This is a genomic window from Pseudoduganella sp. LjRoot289 (assembly GCF_964252925.1).
Classification (GTDB): Bacteria; Pseudomonadota; Gammaproteobacteria; order Burkholderiales; family Burkholderiaceae_D; genus Rugamonas.
Window position 1 is genome coordinate 6,238,183 of the sequence record NZ_CAXUPN020000001.1, and the last position, 16,778, is coordinate 6,254,960.

Genomic DNA, 16,778 nt, shown 5'->3' on the forward strand with positions numbered 1-16,778 from the left:
TTGATGAACGAATCGATGAACGAACTGAAAAACCTGCCGGCCCCGGCCAAACTGAACCTGTTCCTGCACGTCACCGGCCGCCGGCCGGACGGCTACCACCTGCTGCAGACCGCCTTCCAGCTCATAGACCGGGGCGACCTGCTGCACATCGGCGTGCGCGGGGACGGCCGGCTGCGCCGCGTCAACGACATCCCCGGCGTGCCCGAGCAGCAAGACCTGGTGATACGCGCGGCCAGGCTGCTGCAGGCCGAGGCGCAGCGGCGCAGCGGCGCGCTGCCCGGCGCCGACATCACGGTGGAAAAGGTCCTGCCCATGGGCGGCGGCCTGGGCGGCGGTTCGTCCGACGCGGCCACCACGCTGATGGCGCTGAACAAGCTGTGGCAAGTGGGCCTGACGCGCGAGGAGCTGATGGCGCTGGGCCTGCCGCTGGGCGCGGACATCCCGTTTTTCATCTTCGGCCAGACCGCCTTCGCCGAGGGCGTCGGGGAGGCGCTGCAGCCGGTGGAGGCGCCGGATTGCTGGTATGTGGTGATCGAGCCGGGCGTTGCCGTGCCCACGGCGGAAATATTTTGCTCCCAGCATTTGACAAGGGACACGGCGCCCATCATAATAGCGGACTTTTCCAGCCACTACGAAAATCGAAAAGATTTGAAGCAGTTTGGCAGGAATGATTTGCAACAAGTAGCGAGCAGTATTTACCCGCCGGTGGCAAAGGCGATAGAATGGCTGGGCGCTTACGGAGATGCCAGGATGACTGGTTCCGGTGCTTGTGTGTTTTGTGCCTTTGCAGATGAAGGCCAGGCCGATGCGGTACTCGAAAGAGCGCAGGGTGTCTGGACTGCCTGGAAGGCCAGGGCGCTGAAGCGGCATCCGGTCTGCGAAATGTTGTGAAGAAAAAAGATTTTGCTTTTCGTTGGTTCGGTAGTATAATAATCGCCGTCGTAACGACAAGCAGCAAGTTACAGCAGGGGAATCGCCAAGCTGGTTAAGGCACTGGATTTTGATTCCAGCATACCAAGGTTCGAATCCTTGTTCCCCTGCCACTCATTTTTCTTGAGTCTGTCGATGCATCAGCGTCCAGTCAAGATAAAAAACAGGTGCCCACGGCGCCGAAGCACGCAGCGCCAGGTAAGTGGTTTATCTGGCGGTCAATCAAGATATCAACGCTTACTTCTCTGGGACTCCCCATGGCTTACGAAAACCTGATGGTTTTTACCGGCAACGCTAATCCTGCGCTGGCTGAAGGAGTCGCAAAAAACCTCGGCATCCCTCTCGGCAAAGCAGTCGTCTCGAAATTCTCGGACGGCGAAATCATGGTCGAAATCAACGAAAACGTCCGCGGTAAAGACGTGTTCGTGCTGCAATCGACCTGCGCACCGACCAACGATAGCCTGATGGAACTGATACTGATGGTCGACGCACTGAAACGCGCCTCCGCAGGCCGTATCACTGCCGCCATCCCTTATTTCGGTTACGCCCGCCAGGACCGCCGCCCTCGCTCCGCGCGTGTTGCCATCTCGGCCAAGGTGGTGGCCAATATGCTGGAAAGCGCCGGCGTTGAGCGCGTCCTGATCATGGATCTGCACGCAGACCAGATCCAGGGCTTCTTCAACATCCCGGTCGACAACATCTACGCCTCGCCTATCCTGCTGGGCGACCTGCAGAAAAAGGACTACCAGGACCTGCTGGTCGTGTCGCCCGACGTCGGCGGCGTGGTCCGCGCCCGCGCCCTGGCCAAACGCCTGGGCTGCGACCTGGCCATCATCGACAAGCGCCGTCCGAAAGCCAACGTCTCCGAGGTGATGAACATCATCGGCGAAGTCGAAGGCCGCAACTGCGTCATCATGGACGACATGGTGGACACCGCCGGCACCCTGGTGAAAGCGGCCGAAGTGCTGAAAGAGCGCGGCGCCAAGAAGGTAGTGGCCTACTGCACGCACGCCGTGCTGTCCGGCCCGGCGATCGACCGCATCTCCAGCTCCTCGCTCGACGAACTGGTGGTGACCGACACCATCCCGCTGTCCGACGCGGCCAAAGCTTGCGGCAAGATCCGCCAGCTGACCTGCGCACCGCTGCTGGCCGAGACGTTCAAACGCATCATCAAGGGCGATTCCGTGATCTCCCTGTTTATCGACTGATTAGCAGCTTAACCTTCGATAACACACTGTTTTTAGCGGCGGCGCGACCGGTTTTCAACCGGTTGCGCCTTCGCTTTTCCGGAGCGTCCTGGTCGCGGGGCGCTTCTTCACAACAGGGCGCGAGCCTTGTTTATTATTGGAGTCTCAAATGAAAGTTGTTGCATTCAAACGCGAACTGCAGGGCACGGGTGCGAGCCGCCGCCTGCGTATTTCCGGCCAAACCCCAGGCATCGTTTACGGCGGCGCTGATGCCCCGTTGAACATCGCTCTGGACCACAACGCGCTGTACCACGCGCTGAAAAAAGAAGTGTTCCACTCGTCCATCCTGGACCTGGAAATCGACGGCAAGAGCCAGCAAGTTCTGCTGCGCGACTTCCAGATGCACGCATTCAAGCAACTGGTGCTGCACGCTGACTTCCAGCGCGTTGATGCAAACACCAAGCTGCACAAGAAAGTGGCACTGCACTTCATCAACGCCGACGTATCGCCAGCAGTCAAGCTGCACGGCGCCACGATCAGCCACGTGATCGCTGACCTGGACGTTTCCTGCGTCGCCAGCGAACTGCCGGAATTCATCACCGTCGACCTGGCCAACATCGATGTCGGCCACTCGATCCACGTGTCGGACCTGGCGCTGCCAAAAGGCGTGACCGCTGTTACCCACGGCAAGAACCAGACCGTCGCCACCGCGTCGGTACCAGCCGGCCACGTGTCCGCTGAAGCGACCGCAGCAGCAGCCGCTCCTGCAGCCGATGCCAAGCCAGCAGCCAAAGGCAAGAAGTAATCTTTACTGCCATGCAGTAGAATAAAAAACCCCGCTGGCCGGGGTTTTTTTACAGCCAAAATAACAGAACCCATGTCCATCCGCCTGATCGTCGGCCTCGGCAACCCCGGCCCCGACTACGAACAAACCCGCCACAACGCCGGCTTCTGGCTGGTCGACAACCTGGCCAACAGCCTGGGCGCGCGCCTGCAGCGCGAAACCCGCTTCAACGCGCTGATGGCCAAGACCACGCTCGCCGGCAATGAACTGTGGCTGCTGGAACCGCAGACCTATATGAACCGTTCCGGCCAGTCGGTCGGCGGCCTGGCGCGCTTCTACAAGATCAATCCGGACGAGGTGCTGGTGGTGCACGACGAGCTCGACATGCTGCCCGGCGTGGCCAAGCTGAAGAAGGGCGGCTCGTCCGGCGGCCACAACGGCCTGAAGGACATTACCGCCGCGCTCGGCACACAGGATTACTGGCGGCTGCGCATCGGCATCGGCCATCCGCGCACCTTGAACCTGCAGCAGGCGGTGGCCGACTTCGTGCTGCACCGCCCGCGCCGCGACGAGCAACTGCTGATCGACGAGGCCATCGAGAAAAGCCTGAACATCATTCCCCTGGTGTGCGAAGGCAAGTTCCCGCTCGCCACCACCCAGCTCCACACGGCGTGAGCCGGCGCGCAGGCTAGGCTGCCGACTTGTCGGGAGCGGCCTTGCCGGCGTCGAAGTAATAGCTGACCCGCTTGCGCGGGCTCAGGTAGGCGTAGGCCTCGGGCGGCACCTGGCCCGGCCGCAGCGCCTTGACGATATTGAGCTCGGTCTCGCGCTCCAGGTCCACCATGATGGCTTCCTGGCGCGGCACGGCCGGGTCGTACACCACCACCATGGGTTTCATCGGCCGCGCCGTGTTGACGGTGGCCACCATGCCCGTCATCCCGTTCGACAGCTGCACCACCGTGCCGGGCGGATACACGCCCAGGCAGCGGATGAACATTTGCAGCAGCTTGGGGTCGAACTTGGCGCGGTGCTTGGCGAACATCATCGATAGCGCCTCGTGCGGCGTGACGGCGTTGGCGATGTTGAAGGGGTTGCACAGGCTGTCGTAGTAGTTGGCGATCGCCACGATGCGCGCCAGCACGCCGATCGCTTCGCCCTTCAGCTTGCGCGGGTAGCCGCTGCCGTCGAACAGCTCGTGGTGGTCGTGGATGATGGCCGCCACCGCCGGCACGCACTTCATCCGCTGCGCCATCTCGGCGCCGTACTGCGCATGCATCTCGTACAGGTTCTGTTCGGCGGTGCTGTAGGGCTCGGTCTTGGTCAGTATCTTGTCGGGTATGTTCTTGCGGCCGATGTCGTGGAATAGCGCGCCCAGGCCCAGCAGATTGACCACCTCGGCCGGCAGCCCCACTTCGCGCGCGATCATCATGGCCAGCGTGGTCACATTGAGCGAATGGAAATACAGTTCCTCGTTGCCGGCCGTATCGCCCATCACATGGATCGCCAGCTCCGGCGCCGACAGGATGGAATCGGTAATCTGCGTCACCAGCACGATGGCTTGCTTGAACGATTCCTCGGGACGCGAAAACAGGTTTTTTTCGATGTCGCGGATGGCCCGCGCGGTATTGGTGAACGCGGCCTCGACACGGGCGGCGTCGGCCCGGTGCAGCTTCAGGCGCTCCAGCATGGCGCGCTTGGCCAGCATGGCCGGCGACGCTTCCGTGGCGGCGGCGGCGGCGCTCGCGGCGCGCGCGGCGGCCGCGCTGGCCACGGACGGGCCTGCCGCGTTGCCGGTGGCCGGTGGCGGCGTCACATCGCTCAGCTCGGGCTTGTAGCGCACCGAGTGCAGTCCCAGGCTGCGCAGCGTGCTGATCTGTTCCTCGGACTTGATCTTGAAACGGCTGAAGGCGAACGGATGCTCAAACCATTTCAAATCCAGTTCGACATACAGGCCGACGCACAGCTGGTTCATGGTAATCGTCACATCATCCAAATCGGCATCCCCCCAACGCTTGCATGGCCGTAGTTGCTGATTTCGGCGTGTCCTCCTGTAAGTGTATACGAGCTGCAATAAGAAAGGGCGGCCAGCTTGACGCTGGCCGCCCTTCTTTTGGCGCAAGGTGTTTATTTGCCTTTTTTACTCATCTGGCTGGCACTGATGTCGCGCGTCGGATCCGCGGCCGGCAGGCCGCCGTTGGTGTCGACGCGCAGCACCGTCGTCGCCTGCACCGTGCCGTCGGGGTCCTTGTACTGCACGCCGCCGACGTAGCGGCCGTTGGGCGCCAGGCCGGACCAGGTGATGCCGACGGTGGCGCTGCCGCCCGAATACACCTGGGAAGGCAGCATGACGTTCAGCTTGCCGCCGACGTCGGCCCGGGTGACGATCCAGCTCGACAGCTTGTGCCACATCGTCGCGCCGCCGCCATAGGCCACCACGCAGACGCGGTAGTCGCCGGCCGCCGGACTGGCGAGCTGGGCCGCCTCGACCGAACCGCCGTTGCCGGAATAGACGTGGCTGCCATCGGGCGCCAGCAGCAGCAGATCGTTGTCGTCGCCTGCGGCGCTGACGTCCTGCTGGCGCAGCGCGAAGCGGGCCGCGACGGTGCCGGCCGGGATGGTGACGCTGTGCACCTTCACGTTCGGCAAGTCGGCACCGGCGATGCACGCTTCCTTCAGCCCATCCTCGTCCAGCTGGCCGGGCACCAGGGACGCTTGCGGCAACAGGGTGACGTCCTTCAGCCCGCCCTTGTTGGCCGTCATGCGGCCGGAGAAACCGGTGCGCACGGTGATCAGCCGGGTGCCGGAGGTGGTGTCGCCGGTCAACATCTCAGGGGCGACGATGGACTTGCCGGCGCGCAAGCTGACCGGGATGTTCACCACATGGGTATGGTCGGTCCAGCTCAGCGATCCGAACGCCCACTGGTTGATCGGATTGCGATCGTTGGTGAGCTTGACCGTGAAGGCCTTGGTTTCGCCGGGATCGAGGGTCAGGCTGGACGGCGTGACCAGGGCCGTCGCGCCCGGCACCGCGATGCTGGACTCATAGGTCGCCGCCGTTGCGCCGACGTTGGTGACCCGGCGCGTGACGGTGGTGGTGCCGAGCGCGTTGCCCACGGTGATGCTGGGCAGGTTCAGGTTGTAGGTTTCGTCCAGGGTGCCCACGGTGGTGCAGTCGCTGGCAGGCACGACGGCGGCCCGGTTCACCTTGCACTGGTAGCGGGTCCAGTCGCTGGCGCCCGCGTCGTACACCAGGCCGGGATCGGTTGCCTGGTTGGGCGTCACGTGGCCCGCGCCCTGCGACCATGGCAGCAGCCCGTTCGCGGCGCCGGGCTGGCCGTCGTCCAGGGTGGTGCCGGCGCTGGTCATCAGGGCCGACTTGATGGCGGCCGGCGACCAGGCGGGATGCGCCTGGCGCAGCAGCGCGGCCAGGCCGGCCACGTGCGGGCTGGACATCGATGTGCCCTGGTAGGAGGCGAAGTTGGCCGGCGGCACGGCGGTGCCGTTGGCCACGGCGTCGCGTTCATCCTCGCTCAGGTTGGCGGTCACAGCGGCGATCACGTCCACGCCGGGCGCGGTCAGGTCGGGCTTGAGCAGGTTGCTGTCGCCCGCGTTCGGGCCGCGCGAGGAGAAGGCTGCCATGATGGGGGCCGGCGCCGTGCTCAGATAGAACGCGCCGATGGCGCCGGTGGCGCCGGCCCCCGCCGCGTAAGTCTTGACCAGCACGCCGGTTGCCAGGTCGACGTGGACCGTGGGCACCGCGTGGCTCTCGGCCACCAGGCCGGCGCCGTTGTCGGCCAGCACCATGCCGGCGCCGCCGGCATTGGCCACGGTCTGGCTTTTATCGACGCGGGCGATGCCGCCGCCGCGCGTGCACACCACGATCTTGCCGGCCGCCTTGGCCGGGTCTAGCGTGGGCGCGTTGCCGGCGCCGCTGGTGGGCTTGCAGAACTCGGCGTCGGCATTGCTGGCGGTGGCGGCCTTGGCGGCCGTCGACAGTATCATCGGCGCCGAAGGCAGGGGGCTCGGGTTCATCGAGGCGCCCCAGTACTGCGCGCCGTTGCCCAGGGTCAGGTCGGCCTTGAACAGGCGGTCGTGGGTGGAGGCGGCCACCGTGGTCAGCCATGGGCTGACGTGGGCCACCGCCTGCGACGGGCCGGAATTGCCGGCCGACGCGGCCACGAACACGCCGGCGCGCGCCGCCTTCAGGAAGGCCTGCTCGACCGGGTCGTTGACGCTGGTCTGGCTGCCGCTGATCGAATAGTTAATCACGTGCACGCCGTCCTGCACCGCCTTCTCGATGGCTTTCACCGAGTCCGAGTTGTAGCAGCTGTTCTGGGTGCCGGTGCCGTCGTCGGCGTCCGGGTTGACGTAGGTCCAGCACACCTTGTAGGCGGCGATGCGGGCGCGCGGCGCCATGCCGGAGGCCTTGCCCAGCGCCAGGCCGTTGATGACCACCGGGTTGTTGCCGTTGCCGCCGGCGGTGGACGCGGTGTGCGTGCCGTGGCCGCCGTGGCCGGTCGGACCGGCCACCGAGTCGCGCGGCGAATTGAGGAACTCGGTCCAGTGCGGCGTCTGGCCGCTGGCGTTGAAGCCCGCGTTGAAGTATTGCGCGCCGATCAGTTTGTTGTTGCAGTGCGTGGAGGCGGTAAAGCCGGTGCCGTCGACGCAGGCGCCGCTCCAGCCGGTGGGGGCGCCATAGACCTGGGTGCCGTCCGCGCTGTGGGTGGGCACGCCGTTCAGTTCGCGGTCCGCGAAGGCCGGGTTTTCCGGCCAGATGCCGCTGTCGACGATGCCGATGATGACGTCCTCGCCCTTGTTCAGCGCGGCGCCCACGGTTTGCGACCACAGGCCGCCCGGCGCCGTCAGGCCCAGGAAGGCGGAGGTCGAAATGGTGGTGGGCTGGCGCGGCGTGTCGAGCTGGATGTCGAGTACCTGGCCGCTGGCTTTGAGCGTCAGCACTTCGGCCTCGGTCAGGCGGGCGGCGAAGCCGTTCAGCACCGTGTTGTAGGTGGCGATGACGGGGGCGTTGCCCACCAGCGTGGCGACGTTTTGCTGCCTGGCCGTCAGGTAGCGGACGTAGGCTTGGGCTTCGGGCGAGTTGATGTTGAAACGGCGGCCGGGCGCTGGCTGGGTCGCGCTGAGGCCGGCGACGCCGCCGGCATAGCTTGCGGCGGGCTCGCCGTTGAGGATGACGATGTAGGTGCGGCGGTCGTCGGCGCTGGCGCCGGCGGAGAAGGCGGCCAGCAGCAGCGCGGCAAGGGCATGTAGTTTCATTGCATATCCTTCAAATAGGGGAAGCGCGTGTGGTCCGACGGGCGGACCCGAGGGGCGGAGCTCAGGCGGAACGGCGGCGGGCCATCATGCCCATGCCGGCCAGGCCGAGAGCGATCAGGGCAAGACTGCCCGGCTCCGGCACCTGGGTCAGCTCGATGTTGTCGAGCGCAAACTGACCCTTGTCCGTCGAGAACGCGGAGCAATTGCCCGTTGCGTCGCACGCGTAGCCATAGATGAAGATGTGGGTGAATTCGGTGCTGGCGAACAGGCCGCCCGTGGCAAAGGAATCGAAATTGAAGGCGCCGTTGCTTGGACCCGGCAAGTAGAACTGCGCATCCATGTAGCCGCCGCCGGCCTGATTGCCCTGGATGTTCAGCACCAGGGAGAGGCCGGGGAAGATCTCGCCGCTGGCCCCGACATAGCTGGCGTCGAAGGAATCGAGCCGGAAGCTGCGTCCGTTCTCGGCGCCTATCGCCAGGTAGCCGTCGTTGAGCGCAGTATAGAAACTGCTGCTGTTGTTCACCGGACAGGCGACGCTCCAGCAGGTGTTGGCCAGGTCGCTGCCATTGACGATGGCGCCTACCAGGTCGCCCTCCTGCGCGAGCGGCTGGGCCGAGAGGCCGTCTATCCAATAGCCGGACTGGTAGAACTCGTCGGTGTGGCCCACCAGGGGCATGTTCTGCGCCAAGGGCGAGGCGGCCAGATTATCGAAGGTGATGGTGCTCGCCTGGCTGGGCGCGGCGAACGAGAGGGCGGTGGCGAATAAGGCGAGAGGGAGACGCTTGTGCATATTGAAGCCCTAAAAATGTCTGATTCGATCGGAATAACATTTCTGCAGAACTACTTATGTTTTTGTGTTGTTGCTGCTCGTTTGTGACAAGGTGCAACAATTTTCGTAGCGCTTTTCATCATGCAAAAACAATGCCACAAACGCAACTCTTTGAATTTGCAGGAACTGCACGGTACAAGCCGACAATATTGAAAAATGCACTACTCAAAGTGTAAAAATTTTCGACATGCTAATCCTGTTCAGTAGGCAACTATGCGGTCTGGCGCTGCTGGGATTTCCAGTATTCCAGCGGCGACTTTCCCACCAGCTTGCCGAAGCTGCGCGTGAAGTGGGCCTGGTCGAAGAAGCCGAGCCGGGCGGCCAGCGCCGCCAGGTCGACCGCTCCCGGTTTGGCCAGATACCAGGTGGCCTCCTGCAAGCGGAAGCGCTGTATCACCCATTTCGGCGACACGCCGACGTAGTTGCTGAACAGTCTTTGCAGCGCGCGTTCTTCCATGCCCAGCCGCTCGGACAGTGCCGCCACGCTGACCGGCCCGTGCTCCGCCGCTGCCGCTTGTACCGCCACGGCGGCCAGTTGCGCGCGTTCATCCGGCGCGGGCAGGGCGGCCCCCAGCATGGCTTCGGCGGCGGCCACCATGGCCTGGTCGTCCTGCAGGCTGAGCACACGCTGTTCCGCCGCAGCGCCCTGGATGCCGAGCACGCCGTCCACCGGCACGGTGCGGTCGGTCAGCCGCGACAGCGGATAGTCCAGGAAGGGCCGCAATCCGCCCGGTTTGAAGCGCATGCCCAGCACCCGGCCGGCGCCTTCCACCTTGCGCTCGAAGGCGCCGCGCACCACGCCGTGGATGGCGGTCCGGCCCCGGTCGAACACCAGGTGGGCGTTCGGATGCGGAAGCACCCGCTGCAGCTCCGGCGGGCGCGCACCCATGTCCCACTCCACCACCCAGTGATAGTCGACAAAGGGCTGCAGGGCAGCCGAGGGCGGATAGGTCGCCAGCCGTATGCGGCGCGCGGCGCCCAAGGGATCGACGACGCCTCTGGGAGTGTCGGATTTTTGCAATATTTTCCCCTTTGGTGAGCTTACAGTGCCAGGTTTCCCCCGTCGAAACTCACCGAAAGAGACCCATGACATCATGTCGTTTTGCATTTCCGTTCATCGGAGCACTGGCTTGCTTGCCTGCGCAAGCCCAAACCGGCCCCGAAGCCGGCCCCGCAATTGGCCCCGAAGCCGGCCGCGTCGGCGGCAAGTTCGAGATAACGGTCGCGCCGGCCGCACCGCCCATCCACGAGGGCCGCACGGCAGTGGCTCGCATGTTACTTTATAAGCAATATTTTGGCGACCTGCAGGCCACCGGCAAAGGAGAGATGCTGACCGCCAGGACGGATACGAAAGGCTCGGCGGCCTACGTCGCCATCGAGCGCATCACGGGCACGCTGGCCGGACGCAAAGGCAGCTTCGTGGTCCAGCACGCAGGCAGCATGCGCGGCGGAGCGAGCGACTTGAAGGTCGGCATCGTACCCGACTCGGGCAGCGGGGAACTGGCAGGCATCAGCGGTCAAATGTCGCTAAAACAGGTCGAACGCCAGCACTACTACGAAATGGACTATGTGTTGCCGGCGCCCCCCAGGTAATCAGGGATGGGGGCGGTTAGGCATGGCTGCCTGCTTTCCGGGTTGAGCCGGGAATAAGATAATATATTGACCACGCACAGCCAGGCCGCCAGCAAATGTCGCCAAAGCGCCAGGATCACGGTCCATCACATAAGGAAAACGATGAAAAAATCACTCGCATGCATCCCGCTGGCGCTGGCGGCGTCGCTGCCGGCGCTTTCCGCGCAGGCGCAGGACGGCGCGCCGTTCAAGGCGCAGGTCGCTCACCGCGTCAGTGCCATGTATCCGCAGCTCGAGACGGTCTACAAGGACCTGCATGCCAACCCCGAAATCGCTTTCCAGGAAGTGCGCACCGCCGCCAGGCTGGCCGCCGAGATGCGTGCTTTGGGATTCGACGTCACGGAGAAGGTAGGCAAGACCGGTCTGGTGGCCATGTACAAGAACGGAGCGGGACCGACCATCATGGTACGCACCGAACTGGACGCCTTGCCGATGGAGGAGAAGACCGGCTTGCCCTACGCCAGCAAGGCGCACGCACAGGTCGGCGGGCGCGACAGCTTTGTCATGCACAGTTGCGGGCACGATATCCATATGGCCAGCTGGCTGGGCGCGGCGCGCACCCTGGTTGAGATGAAATCGCAATGGAAGGGCACCTTGATGTTCGTCGCCCAGCCTGCCGAGGAAACCGTGTCCGGCGCCAAGGCCATGCTGGCCGATGGCCTCTTCAAGCGCTTCCCCAAGCCCGACTTCGCCTTCGCCCTGCATTCCTGGCCGACCGCGCACGGCACAGTGGGCTACAACATCGGCCCGGTGTCGTCCAACTCGGACAGCATCGAGATCGTCTTCAAGGGACGTGGCGGCCATGGCTCCGCGCCCGACAAGGCGGTAGACCCGATCACGATTGCGGCGCGTTTCGTGGTGGACGTGCAGACCGTGATCAGCCGCGAAAAGGATCCGAAGGAGTTCGGCGTCGTGACCATAGGCGCGATCCAGGGCGGCACGGTGGGCAACATCATCCCCGACAGCGCGCAGTTGCGCGGCACCATCCGGTCCTACAGCCCCGCCGTACGCGCCAAGCTGCTTGAAGGCGTGCGGCGTGTGGCGAACGCGTCGTCCGCGATGGCTGGCGCGCCGGAGCCCGACGTCGAATTGAAACAGGGCGGCATGGCCATCATCAACAGCGAAGCGCTGGTGCTGAAAACGGAGGCGGTGCTGAAGGATGCGTTCGGCAGCGCCAACGCCGGCCGCATCGCCCCCATGACGGCCAGCGAGGACTTCTCCGAGTTCGTCAACGACGGCATCCCTTCGATGTTCTTCTTCACCGGCGTCTACCCCGCCAAGGCGGTGGCCGAGGCCGATATGCCGGGGGGCAAGCCGCTCGCCTTCAACCACTCGCCGTTCTACTCGCCCGTACCCGAACCGTCGATCAAGACGGCGGTGCAAGCGATGAGTCTGGCGGTGCTGGGCGCGCTTGGGCGCTAGCGCCCCTTGCAGCGGGGCTGCGGAGCGGAAAACACGGGCGCATCAGAGCTTGGCGCAGCGTGCTTGCTCGGGCGGCGCCGCGCGAGGCGGGTGCAGCCGGTCCCGCAGCAGCAAGAACGGCCGTTCCAGCGAGACGTGCAGCAGCCACGCGGCAGTCCAGGACATGGCGCAATAGAGGAGCAGGAACAGCAGGCTGGCCAGCGCAGGTGCCGCTTGCGCGGCGCTGCCCAGCAAGGCCTGGCATAGCTGCGCCGCAGGTTCGATCAGCGGGTAGTGCACCAGATACAAGGCGTACGACAGCTTGGCGACGGCCCGCAGCGGCCGGGTGGAACCGAAAGCGGGCCGGCTGCAATTGACGGCCAGGCCGCAGCGCACCAGCAGGGCAAACAGGCAGCAGGACAGCATGATGACCCGGCAGACGGCTGGCCAGTCGCCTTGCGCCAGCCAGTCCCGGCCCGTGTGCAGCGCCAGCGGCAATGCCGCCAGCGCCAGGAAGAGCACGCGCGGTGCGCGGCGCGCGCTGGATGCGCCGTGCTCGATGGCGACCAGCAAGCCTGCCAGTATGCCCAGTAGCGCATGGTGAAACGGCGCCCGCACGGACCAGAAGAAGCTTGCGTATGCGCCGGCCGGCACGCCGCGCGCACTGGCCAGCATGGACCAGCATAGCAAGCCCATGGCCATGGCCAGCAGAACGCAGGCGGCGCGCCTGCCCGCCCGCATCAGCAGGAACAGCAGCGCCGGGGCGGCGAGGTAGAATTTTTCTTCGACCGCGAGCGACCAGAGCGTAACCATGACATCCGAGCCCAGGTAGTCCTGCAGGAAAAGCAGGTGGGTGGCGAACGCCAGGCGCGTGAATTCCGCGCCGGGATTCCATGGCGCGCTCAGCCAGCACAAGAGGATGACGCCCCAGTACAGCGGCAGCGTACGGAATGCCCGGCGCCGGTAGAATTCCAGCACGGCGGAGCGGCCCCGGGGCGTCGCTTGCGGTCCCGCGAAATGGCTGCCGATCAGAAAGCCGCTCAGCACGAAAAACAGGTCGACACCGATCCAGCCGTTGGCCGACAGCAGCGCCAGCGGGCCGCCGGGCACGGTGCCGAAGGTGTTTTGCGCAGCGACCGCCCAATGGCGCGCCAGCACCAGCAGGATCGCCACGGCGCGCAGCGCATCGAGGACAGGATAGCGTCCCGGCGGGCCGGCCAGGCCGGTGTGCGCGGCTGCGGGCATGGCTAGCCTATCTTCAAGGCGCTCTGGACTTCCCGCTTGCGCAGCTTCCAGATGATGGCGTCGACGATGTAGTGGTGGAAATTGATGCTCTGGTAGACGATGACGACCAAGGGCACCAGCGTGTAGTTTTCAAACCAGGCATTGGCCGCGTCGATCGACATGTACACCACGCCTGTCAGTGCCAGGCAAGCCAGCAGGTAAACGGGCCAGCGGCCCTCCTGGCTGAGCCAGGACAGTGCCAGTTGCTGCCGGTTGACGCCGCCCTTGAACTGGTTGGAGTTGAACAGCCATACAAAGGCGATGTACTGCGCGTTATGCCAGACGTTGATGACCAGCCAGCCGGTCGTGATGTCGCGGATGGCGACATAAGACACCAGGTAGATCACATAGTGCGAGCACAGGTAGGCGAAATGCAGCAGGCCCAAGGTACCGGCGCGCAAGGCGCGCACCTGGGCCGCCAGCCACCACGCCAGGCTGGCGCCCGCCGCCGCCATCGCGGCCTGGGCCGCCCATGCGGGCACCGGCAGTTTCCATACCGTCATCGACAGGAAGGTGGCTTCCGGCCGCGCGCTCATCATGAGGAACGCGGCGGCCGGCACCAGGTAGAAGGTGGCGCGGTTGAACGCGGGGTTGCCGGCCTGGACGCTGCGCGTCTTCATGCCGTATGCCTTGTTGATCCCTTCGCTTTGCCGCGTGTAGTGATACCACTGCCAGTGCATATACAGGGTGGCGACGGCGGCCACGCCGCCCCAGCCTATCAGCAGGTAGACGCCGGCGAACACCGCCAGCGGCAATGGCAGCAGCAAGGCCCAGTGCTGGCGCGCCGACTTCAGGTCGAACAGCAGCCGCGTGTAGGTCGAAATGACGTGGTGATAGCCCAGCAGAGCAAGGTCCAGCGTCAGTATCAGGAAAAAGTACTCCGGCAAGCCGAATGCCAGCGCCCCCGCCGCCAGCGCAAGCAGGGGAATGCCCAGCACGAACAGGCGGTCGAAGCGCGCGCTGCGCATATAAATCGGGGCCGTCTGGGCGCTTGCTTGCATGGGGGGACTCCAGCGGGAAGGGTTGAGCTGCACTGACTGCATGATAGTGCCACCCGGCAATAAGTCCAATAAAGCTTTGCGCAGGTGTTGTCCTATTGATGCACGGCTACCGTTGCAAGCACCGCGCGCACGGCGGGCGGGATAGGAACGGAGCGGTTCGTGGCGCGTTCGACATAGACGTGGACGAAATGCCCGGCCGCGCAGGCTTGCTCGTCGGCGTTGCGGAACAGCGCGATCTCGTAGCGCACGCTGGCGTTGCCCAGTTTGGCCACCCGGATGCCGGCGTGGACCACGTCCGGGAAGGAGATCGAACTGAAGTAGGCGCAGCCGCTGTCGACCACGAAACCGACCACCTCGCCCCGGTGGATGTCGAGCACGCCGCGCGCGATCAGGAACTCGTTTACGGCGGTGTCGAAATATGAATAGTAGACAACGTTGTTCACATGGCCATACACATCGTTGTCCATCCAGCGTGTGGGTATGGACAGAAAATGGGGGAACTGCGACCGTGTGGCATCGCGCATCGTCATGGAAGCTCCTGGTTCTGGGGTACAATTGCTCCTTACGCGCGGGCAATCGGCGCAGCAAAACAATACCATCATTAAAGGTTTTCCATGAGTCTCCAATGCGGCATCGTCGGCCTGCCTAACGTCGGCAAGTCCACCCTTTTCAATGCACTGACCAAGGCCGGCATCCCGGCAGAGAACTACCCGTTCTGCACCATCGAGCCGAACGTCGGCGTGGTGGAGGTGCCGGATCCGCGCATGGCAGCCCTGGCCGCCATCGTCAAACCGGAGCGCATGGTCAACGCCATCGTCGAGTTCGTGGACATCGCCGGCCTGGTGGCTGGCGCCTCGCAGGGCGAAGGCCTGGGCAACCAGTTCCTGTCGCACATCCGCGAAACCGACGCCATTGTCAACGTGGTGCGCTGCTTTGAAGACGACAACGTGATCCACGTGTCCGGCAAAGTCAGTCCGCTGGACGATATCGAAGTGATTCAAACCGAATTGGCTTTGGCCGATTTGGGCACCGCTGAAAAAGCGCTGCACCGCGAAAACAAGAAAGCGCGCTCCGGCGACAAGGACGCGGCGAAACTGGTGGCGCTGCTGGAAGTAATTATTCCGCAACTGAATGAAGCCAAGCCGGTGCGCGCCATGGGCCTGGATGCCGATCAAATGGCGATCATTAAATCGCTGTGTCTGATCACCGCCAAGCCGGCCATGTATGTGGCCAACGTGTCCGATACCGGTTTCACCAATAATCCGCTGCTCGATCAATTGACCGAATACGCGAAAAAACAGAATGCGCCCATCGTCGCCATTTGCGCGGCGATCGAAGCGGAAATCGCCGATCTGGACGACGCCGATAAAACCGAATTCCTGTCCGACATGGGTATGGAAGAACCTGGCCTGGACCGTTTGATCCGTGCCGCATATAAACTGCTGGGTCTGCAGACCTACTTTACCGCCGGCGTAAAAGAAGTGCGCGCCTGGACCATTCATGTCGGCGACACCGCCCCGCAGGCGGCCGGTGTTATCCACACCGACTTCGAACGCGGCTTTATCCGCGCGCAGACCATCGCCTATGACGACTTCGTGGCGCTCAAGGGCGAAGCGGGCGCCAAGGAAGCGGGCAAGATGCGCGCCGAGGGCAAGGAATATGTCGTCAAGGACGGCGACGTATTGAACTTCCTGTTCAACGTTTAAATACCTCAAGCGGCTTCGGCCGCTGAATTGGAAAGCCGCGAGCGATCGCGGCTTTTTTTTTGCCGGTACTGTCCGTTGGCCCATCGCCGTGAAACCACGCAGTCCGCACTGCTTTCTGGCGCGATCGCGCTAAAACTTGGCATAAATAGCCCGTACAAACCCGTAAAATGGTACGCCGGCCTGGGTTTTACTGCCTGGCCTCGAATTCCTTCACTGCCTTGGTAAACTGGTCCATCAATGGGTTGGGTACTGCCAGCGACAGCTGGTAGTGTTCGATTTCGAATCCCCGGCCGGTGCGGTGTATTACGCCGCTGGCCTGACAAATTCCCATTGGCGTATTCAACTGTTCGTCGAACCAGATATATTCCTTATCGGCCGAGAAATACACATTGCGTTTAATGGCGGTGAAAGCCCACGCTTTTTTTCGGTCGAAAAACGGCTGGGCCCAGGTCTTGAATTGATCGCGCGTCCATATTTCGCTTTTATCCGTGCCGATATAAACGCCCCGGACTGCCATTTTGTCGAAATAGGCCGGGTCGGCGTTGGCGGCATCCTTATGCCACTGGTCGACGAAGGCATCGGCCTGCCGGCGCAGCTCAGCTTCGGTATTGCCGGGTTGGGCGGCGGTGATACCGCTCGTCAGGAGAAAGGCGAGGGCGGCGAGCAATTGCTTCATGGCGGCTCCAAGAAAAATAACAGGCCGAGCATACACCGGGGCGGGCGGCAGGCGGGGCTGGCTGTATAATCACC

At 63.9% G+C, this 16,778-nt stretch carries 15 protein-coding genes and 1 tRNA gene; 8 read left to right on the plus strand and 8 right to left on the minus strand.

Annotated elements, in window-relative coordinates; all coding sequences use genetic code 11:
* Window positions 1-15 precede the first annotated feature (15 nt).
* The 5 genes from ispE (at window position 16) to pth (ending at window position 3,576) form a co-directional block, all read left to right on the plus strand.
* On the plus strand, window positions 16-891 hold the full coding sequence (ispE, locus tag ACSQ8Y_RS26865) for a 4-(cytidine 5'-diphospho)-2-C-methyl-D-erythritol kinase (protein WP_436269918.1): 876 nt from the start codon (window positions 16-18) through the stop codon (window positions 889-891).
* Between the two features lie 75 nt (window positions 892-966).
* A tRNA-Gln gene (locus tag ACSQ8Y_RS26870) sits at window positions 967-1,043 on the plus strand.
* Window positions 1,044-1,187: 144 nt separating this feature from the next.
* Window positions 1,188-2,138, plus strand: a complete 951-nt coding sequence (locus ACSQ8Y_RS26875) for a ribose-phosphate pyrophosphokinase (RefSeq protein WP_436269436.1) — start codon at window positions 1,188-1,190, stop codon at window positions 2,136-2,138.
* A 148-nt stretch (window positions 2,139-2,286) separates the two neighbouring features.
* A complete protein-coding gene (locus ACSQ8Y_RS26880; protein ID WP_436269437.1) occupies window positions 2,287-2,922 on the plus strand; it encodes a 50S ribosomal protein L25/general stress protein Ctc in 636 nt (211 codons plus the stop codon).
* Between the two features lie 72 nt (window positions 2,923-2,994).
* On the plus strand, window positions 2,995-3,576 hold the full coding sequence (gene pth, locus ACSQ8Y_RS26885; RefSeq protein ID WP_436269438.1) for an aminoacyl-tRNA hydrolase: 582 nt from the start codon (window positions 2,995-2,997) through the stop codon (window positions 3,574-3,576).
* A gap of 13 nt (window positions 3,577-3,589) precedes the next feature.
* Here the strand turns inward: pth and ACSQ8Y_RS26890 are convergent, their stop codons facing one another.
* From ACSQ8Y_RS26890 to ACSQ8Y_RS26905, 4 genes are all read right to left on the minus strand, one after another.
* The gene (locus tag ACSQ8Y_RS26890; protein WP_436269439.1) at window positions 3,590-4,873 is read right to left on the minus strand and encodes an HD-GYP domain-containing protein; all 1,284 of its coding nucleotides are present in this window, start codon (window positions 4,871-4,873) and stop codon (window positions 3,590-3,592) included.
* A gap of 152 nt (window positions 4,874-5,025) precedes the next feature.
* On the minus strand, window positions 5,026-8,175 hold the full coding sequence (locus ACSQ8Y_RS26895; protein WP_436269440.1) for a S8 family serine peptidase: 3,150 nt from the start codon (window positions 8,173-8,175) through the stop codon (window positions 5,026-5,028).
* Window positions 8,176-8,236: 61 nt separating this feature from the next.
* A complete protein-coding gene (locus tag ACSQ8Y_RS26900; protein WP_436269441.1) occupies window positions 8,237-8,965 on the minus strand; it encodes an NF038120 family PEP-CTERM protein in 729 nt (242 codons plus the stop codon).
* 250 nt (window positions 8,966-9,215) lie between these two features.
* Complete coding sequence (locus ACSQ8Y_RS26905) at window positions 9,216-10,025, minus strand: AraC family transcriptional regulator (protein ID WP_436269442.1); 810 nt, start codon at window positions 10,023-10,025, stop codon at window positions 9,216-9,218.
* Between the two features lie 113 nt (window positions 10,026-10,138).
* Between ACSQ8Y_RS26905 and ACSQ8Y_RS26910 the strand changes: the two genes are divergently transcribed.
* Window positions 10,139-10,597, plus strand: coding sequence for a DUF3224 domain-containing protein (locus ACSQ8Y_RS26910; protein ID WP_436269443.1), 459 nt, complete (start codon window positions 10,139-10,141; stop codon window positions 10,595-10,597).
* Window positions 10,598-10,738: 141 nt separating this feature from the next.
* A complete protein-coding gene (locus tag ACSQ8Y_RS26915; protein WP_436269444.1) occupies window positions 10,739-12,058 on the plus strand; it encodes an amidohydrolase in 1,320 nt (439 codons plus the stop codon).
* A 42-nt stretch (window positions 12,059-12,100) separates the two neighbouring features.
* Here the strand turns inward: ACSQ8Y_RS26915 and ACSQ8Y_RS26920 are convergent, their stop codons facing one another.
* The 3 genes from ACSQ8Y_RS26920 to ACSQ8Y_RS26930 all read right to left on the minus strand — a co-directional run bounded on the left by ACSQ8Y_RS26920 (window position 12,101) and on the right by ACSQ8Y_RS26930 (window position 14,846).
* Window positions 12,101-13,282, minus strand: a complete 1,182-nt coding sequence (locus tag ACSQ8Y_RS26920; RefSeq protein ID WP_436269445.1) for an acyltransferase family protein — start codon at window positions 13,280-13,282, stop codon at window positions 12,101-12,103.
* 2 nt (window positions 13,283-13,284) lie between these two features.
* Window positions 13,285-14,322, minus strand: coding sequence for a hypothetical protein (locus ACSQ8Y_RS26925; RefSeq protein ID WP_436269446.1), 1,038 nt, complete (start codon window positions 14,320-14,322; stop codon window positions 13,285-13,287).
* 92 nt (window positions 14,323-14,414) lie between these two features.
* Window positions 14,415-14,846, minus strand: a complete 432-nt coding sequence (locus ACSQ8Y_RS26930) for an acyl-CoA thioesterase (RefSeq protein ID WP_436269919.1) — start codon at window positions 14,844-14,846, stop codon at window positions 14,415-14,417.
* 90 nt (window positions 14,847-14,936) lie between these two features.
* Between ACSQ8Y_RS26930 and ychF the strand changes: the two genes are divergently transcribed.
* The gene (gene ychF, locus ACSQ8Y_RS26935; RefSeq protein ID WP_436269447.1) at window positions 14,937-16,028 is read left to right on the plus strand and encodes a redox-regulated ATPase YchF; all 1,092 of its coding nucleotides are present in this window, start codon (window positions 14,937-14,939) and stop codon (window positions 16,026-16,028) included.
* 187 nt (window positions 16,029-16,215) lie between these two features.
* On the opposite strand, the gene ACSQ8Y_RS26940 is transcribed toward ychF, so the two are convergent.
* Window positions 16,216-16,704: a nuclear transport factor 2 family protein gene (locus ACSQ8Y_RS26940; protein ID WP_436269448.1), complete on the minus strand. Its 489-nt coding sequence runs from the start codon at window positions 16,702-16,704 to the stop codon at window positions 16,216-16,218.
* Window positions 16,705-16,778 lie beyond the last annotated feature (74 nt).

Bases quoted from the DNA above. Each gene is read 5' to 3' on its own strand.
- ispE (WP_436269918.1), top strand. From the start codon at position 16: ATGAACGAACTGAAAAACCTGCCGGCCCCGGCCAAACTGAACCTGTTC.
- ACSQ8Y_RS26875 (WP_436269436.1), top strand. From the start codon at position 1,188: ATGGCTTACGAAAACCTGATGGTTTTTACCGGCAACGCTAATCCTGCG.
- ACSQ8Y_RS26880 (WP_436269437.1), top strand. From the start codon at position 2,287: ATGAAAGTTGTTGCATTCAAACGCGAACTGCAGGGCACGGGTGCGAGC.
- pth (WP_436269438.1), top strand. From the start codon at position 2,995: ATGTCCATCCGCCTGATCGTCGGCCTCGGCAACCCCGGCCCCGACTAC.
- ACSQ8Y_RS26890 (WP_436269439.1), bottom strand. From the start codon at position 4,873: ATGAACCAGCTGTGCGTCGGCCTGTATGTCGAACTGGATTTGAAATGG.
- ACSQ8Y_RS26895 (WP_436269440.1), bottom strand. From the start codon at position 8,175: ATGAAACTACATGCCCTTGCCGCGCTGCTGCTGGCCGCCTTCTCCGCC.
- ACSQ8Y_RS26900 (WP_436269441.1), bottom strand. From the start codon at position 8,965: ATGCACAAGCGTCTCCCTCTCGCCTTATTCGCCACCGCCCTCTCGTTC.
- ACSQ8Y_RS26915 (WP_436269444.1), top strand. From the start codon at position 10,739: ATGAAAAAATCACTCGCATGCATCCCGCTGGCGCTGGCGGCGTCGCTG.
- ACSQ8Y_RS26920 (WP_436269445.1), bottom strand. From the start codon at position 13,282: ATGCCCGCAGCCGCGCACACCGGCCTGGCCGGCCCGCCGGGACGCTAT.
- ACSQ8Y_RS26925 (WP_436269446.1), bottom strand. From the start codon at position 14,322: ATGCAAGCAAGCGCCCAGACGGCCCCGATTTATATGCGCAGCGCGCGC.
- ACSQ8Y_RS26930 (WP_436269919.1), bottom strand. From the start codon at position 14,846: ATGCGCGATGCCACACGGTCGCAGTTCCCCCATTTTCTGTCCATACCC.
- ychF (WP_436269447.1), top strand. From the start codon at position 14,937: ATGAGTCTCCAATGCGGCATCGTCGGCCTGCCTAACGTCGGCAAGTCC.
- ACSQ8Y_RS26940 (WP_436269448.1), bottom strand. From the start codon at position 16,704: ATGAAGCAATTGCTCGCCGCCCTCGCCTTTCTCCTGACGAGCGGTATC.